The 3,938-nt window shown below is 65.9% G+C and carries 6 protein-coding genes and 1 pseudogene; 2 read left to right on the top strand and 5 right to left on the bottom strand.

Going from position 1 to position 3,938, the window contains the following annotated elements:
- Positions 1–167: pseudogene (locus IC66_RS48470) on the bottom strand (RNA pseudouridine synthase); the annotation flags it as partial.
- 60 nt (positions 168–227) lie between these two features.
- Between IC66_RS48470 and ftsY the strand changes: the two are divergent.
- Positions 228–1,175, top strand: coding sequence for a signal recognition particle-docking protein FtsY (ftsY, locus tag IC66_RS0127760; protein WP_038949854.1), 948 nt, complete (start codon positions 228–230; stop codon positions 1,173–1,175).
- 3 nt (positions 1,176–1,178) lie between these two features.
- A complete protein-coding gene (locus IC66_RS0127765) occupies positions 1,179–1,781 on the top strand; it encodes a septation protein A (protein WP_038949855.1) in 603 nt (200 codons plus the stop codon).
- Between the two features lie 136 nt (positions 1,782–1,917).
- On the opposite strand, the gene IC66_RS0127770 is transcribed toward IC66_RS0127765, so the two are convergent.
- The 4 genes from IC66_RS0127770 to IC66_RS0127785 form a co-directional block, all read right to left on the bottom strand.
- Positions 1,918–2,511, bottom strand: a complete 594-nt coding sequence (locus IC66_RS0127770) for a DsbE family thiol:disulfide interchange protein (protein WP_038949856.1) — start codon at positions 2,509–2,511, stop codon at positions 1,918–1,920.
- On the bottom strand, positions 2,508–2,687 hold the full coding sequence (gene ccmD, locus IC66_RS0127775; protein ID WP_038949857.1) for a heme exporter protein CcmD: 180 nt from the start codon (positions 2,685–2,687) through the stop codon (positions 2,508–2,510). The genes IC66_RS0127770 and ccmD overlap by 4 nt, the downstream gene beginning before the upstream one ends.
- Positions 2,687–3,481: a heme ABC transporter permease gene (locus IC66_RS0127780; protein WP_028139235.1), complete on the bottom strand. Its 795-nt coding sequence runs from the start codon at positions 3,479–3,481 to the stop codon at positions 2,687–2,689. Before IC66_RS0127780 ends, ccmD begins: the two co-directional genes overlap by 1 nt.
- Positions 3,482–3,572: 91 nt before the next feature.
- The coding region (locus IC66_RS0127785; protein WP_038949858.1) for a heme exporter protein CcmB at positions 3,573–3,938 on the bottom strand (366 nt) is incomplete at its 5' end.

The following is a 3,938-nucleotide window of genomic DNA, read 5'->3' on the forward strand; positions in this document are numbered from 1 at the left end:
GGCAGGCCGAAGCAGAGCGCGTCGAACGAGGCCTCCAGATTGGCGCCGCCCTTGGGACCGCGATGCACCGGCAGGCCGGCCGGCTTGTCGATGATCAGCATCAGCCCGTCGCGATGGAGCACGCGGGCCAGAATTTCATCGGCCGTCAATTGGGGAACATCGAGCAATTGCAAGACTTTCGGTCAAGACTTTCGTTTGGCAGCCGGAACGGCTAACACACCCCCGCCATGAACGATACCACGTCAGATCCCCCCAAGCTGAGCTGGTGGCGCCGCCTGTCCAACGGGCTGAAGCGCACCTCGTCCTCGCTCGGGACCGCGGTCGCCGACCTCGTCACCAAGCGCAAGCTCGACCGCGCCATGCTCGACGACATCGAGGACGTGCTGCTGCGCGCCGATCTCGGCACGTCAGTCGCGGTGCGGATCGCGGACGCCGTCGGCACTGGACGCTACGACAAGGCGATCTCGGCGGACGAGGTCAAGGACGTCGTCGCCACCGAGGTCGAGAAGGTGCTGGCGCCGGTGGCAAAGCCGCTCGAGATCGATACGGCCAGGAAGCCGTTCGTGATCCTCGTGGTCGGGGTCAACGGCTCGGGCAAGACCACCACCATCGGAAAACTCTCGCAGAAATTCGCCTCCGAAGGCCGCAAGGTGATGCTGGCCGCCGGCGACACGTTTCGCGCTGCGGCGATCGAGCAGCTCAAGGTGTGGGGCGAGCGGACGAAGACGCCCGTGATCGCGGGCGCGCAGGGCTCGGATTCGGCGAGCCTTGCCTTCAACGCGCTGACGGCGGCGAAGGAGCAGATTATCGACGTGCTCCTGATCGACACCGCCGGCCGGCTGCAGAACAAGGCCGAGCTGATGAACGAGCTCGAAAAGGTCGTGCGTGTGATCCGCAAGGTGGATGACACTGCGCCGCATGCCGTGCTGCTTGTGCTCGATGCGACCGTCGGTCAGAACGCGCTGTCGCAGGTCGAGGCCTTCCATCGCACCGCCGGGGTCACCGGCCTCGTGATGACGAAGCTCGACGGCACCGCGCGCGGCGGCATTCTGGTGGCGCTCGCGGAGAAGTTCAAACTGCCGGTGCATTTCATCGGCGTCGGCGAAGGCGTCGACGATCTCGCGCCGTTCACCGCGCGCGACTTCGCCCGCGCCATTGCCGGAATCGAAAGCTGAAGAATGGACAAGACCCAGCCGCATCCGCTGTTCAAGCTGGCGACCGAGCTCGGGCCGCTGCTCGTGTTCTTCTTCGTGAACGCGAAGTTCAATCTGTTCGCGGCGACCGGCGCCTTCATGGTCGCGATCGTGGCGGCGATGGTCGCCTCCTATGTGGTGACGCGCCACATTCCGATCATGGCGATCGTCACGGGCGTGATCGTGCTGGTGTTCGGCACGCTGACGCTGGTGCTGCACGACGAGACCTTCATCAAGCTCAAGCCGACCATCATCTACGGCCTGTTCGCTGCGATCCTCGGCGGCGGCCTGTTGTTCGGCCGCTCCTTCATCGCCGTCATGTTCAACCAGATGTTCAATCTGACGCCGCAGGGCTGGCGCATCCTCACCCTGCGCTGGGCGCTGTTCTTTGCCGGCATGGCGGTGCTGAACGAGATCGTCTGGCGCACCCAGAGCACCGACTTCTGGGTGAACTTCAAGGTGTTCGGCGTGACCCCGTTGACCATGGTCTTCGCCATCGCCCAGATGCCGCTGACCAAGCGCTACCACCTCGAGCCGGCGTCGCTGGAAGCGAGCGAGGCGGACGCGGGGGATGTCAGGAAGGGGTAAGCTCTCGTGTCCCGGACGCGCGAAGCGCGAGCCGGGACCCAGGCTCTTTCCGGCAATGCGGCCGTGGTGAGATGGGCCCCGGCTCTGCAGCGCATCGATGAAGGATCGCTGCGCTGCGTCCGGGGCACGAGCTGCCTTACGAGCCCGCCCCCAGCGCCTTCTCCATCTGCGGCAACAACACGTTGCGCAGATTGTCCGGCGTGATCGGGCCGACCAGCTTGTAGACGATGGTGCCTTCGCGGCCGACGACGAAGGTTTCGGGCACGCCGTAGACGCCCCATTCGATCGAGGCGCGGCCGTTGGCATCCACGCCGACGCGACCGAACGGGTTGCCGTAGCGCCCGAGGAAGCGCCGCGCATTGTCGGACGCGTCCTTGTAGTTGATGCCGACGAGCTGGAAGCGCTTGTCCTTGGCGAACTCGGTCAAAAGCGGCGCCTCGTCATGACAGGGCACGCACCAGGATGCCCAGACATTGACCAGGCTGACCTTGCCCTTGAACGCGGCGGGATCGAGGCCCGGCACCTGCGCATTGTCGATCTGCAATCCCTCGAGCGGCGGCAGCGCCGTCTGCGGCGCGGGACGACCGATCAGCGCGGAGGGAATCCGCGAGGGATCGCCGCTGCCGAGCCGGAACCAGAACAGCAGCGCCAGTGCGATGAACGCAATCAGCGGCAGCACCATCAGGAAAGTGCGGCGCTGCGGCGCTGCGGAGGTCGATCGTTCGCTCATGATGCGTCCATGGCGCTACGGCCGGAGCGGCGGGTGATGCCGCTGCGGTCGAGCTCGCGCAGGCGCTGCGTCTGGTTGCGATAGTCGAGCACGATCCAGCCGATCAGGATCACGACCACGAGGGCCGCTGCGGCATAGGACGTCACGATGAAGGATGCATAAGGACCGAGCGACATCATCCTGCGGCCCCAATTTCTTTCGACGCGTTTTGTCCGCGCGAACCGGCGCCCATTTCGCTCGAGAATGCGACCCGGCTCGCCTGCATCATTTGCAGGGAGCGGACCCGGCGGCGCAGGATTTCATTGCGCATCGCCGCCAGATGCAGCGTGACGAACAGCAGCGTGAAGGCGATCGCCATCACCAGCAGCGGAATCAGGAACGATTTGTCGAGGGCCGAGCCGCCCATGCGCATCACCGAGGCCGGCTGGTGCAGCGTATTCCACCAGTCGACCGAGAACTTGATGATCGGCAGGTTGAGCGCGCCGACCAGGGTCAGCACCGCGGCGGCGCGTGCGGCGCGCGAGGGATCGTCCACGGCGCGCCACAGCGCCATCAGGCCGAGATACATCAGGAACAGGATCAGCACCGAAGTGAGCCGCGCATCCCACTCCCAATAGGTGCCCCACATCGGCCGGCCCCACAGCGAGCCCGTCAGCAGTGCGAGGAAGGTGAAGGCGGCGCCGATCGGCGCTGCGGCCTTGGCGGCGACGTCGGCGAGCGGATGCCGCCACACCAGCGTGCCGAGCGAAGCGATGCTCATCACGCCCCAGACGAACATCGACAGCCAGGCATTGGGCACGTGGATGAACATGATCTTCACGGTCGCGCCTTGCTGATAGTCGTCGGGCGCAAGCGCGATTTGATAGAGACCGATTGCAAGGAGGAGCACGGTCGCGGCCGCGAGCCACGGCAGGACCCGCGCTGTCAGCGCGAGGAACCGCGTGGGGTTGGCGAGGTCGATCAGCGTCATGGTGCCCTGATAATCATCGGTGGCCGCTCAGGCAATCAGCACGAAAGCGAGGGACGAAAGTTGATCGGGGTCAAGGTCAGTCCAGCGCATCTCAGTCGAGCCCGTGCCGCAGGCTCGCTGCGGCTGCGAAGGGGCCAATCACGAGGCTGACCAGGGACAGCGCGCACAGGATCGAGAACGGTGCGCCGAACGACATCGGACCGACGATCACGGCCTGCGAGGCCGCAACCCCGAAAATCAGCACGGGAATCGACAGCGGCAGCACCAGCACCGCCATCAGCAGCCCGCCGCGGTGCAGGGTCACCGCCAGCGCCGCGCCGATCATGCCGGTGAAGGTCAGGGCCGGGGTGCCCGCCAGCAGTGTCAGCGCCACCGCGCCGGTCGCGACCATGTCGAGGTTGAGCAACAGGCCGAGCACGGGGGTTGCGACAATCAGCGGCAGGCCGGCGGCTAGCCA

Origin of the sequence: Bradyrhizobium genomosp. III, assembly GCF_000261705.1 — a bacterium.
Taxonomy (GTDB): domain Bacteria; phylum Pseudomonadota; class Alphaproteobacteria; order Rhizobiales; family Xanthobacteraceae; genus Bradyrhizobium; species Bradyrhizobium ottawaense.

Bases quoted from the DNA above. Each gene is read 5' to 3' on its own strand.
- ftsY (WP_038949854.1), top strand. From the start codon at position 228: ATGAACGATACCACGTCAGATCCCCCCAAGCTGAGCTGGTGGCGCCGC.
- IC66_RS0127765 (WP_038949855.1), top strand. From the start codon at position 1,179: ATGGACAAGACCCAGCCGCATCCGCTGTTCAAGCTGGCGACCGAGCTC.
- IC66_RS0127770 (WP_038949856.1), bottom strand. From the start codon at position 2,511: ATGAGCGAACGATCGACCTCCGCAGCGCCGCAGCGCCGCACTTTCCTG.
- ccmD (WP_038949857.1), bottom strand. From the start codon at position 2,687: ATGTCGCTCGGTCCTTATGCATCCTTCATCGTGACGTCCTATGCCGCA.
- IC66_RS0127780 (WP_028139235.1), bottom strand. From the start codon at position 3,481: ATGACGCTGATCGACCTCGCCAACCCCACGCGGTTCCTCGCGCTGACA.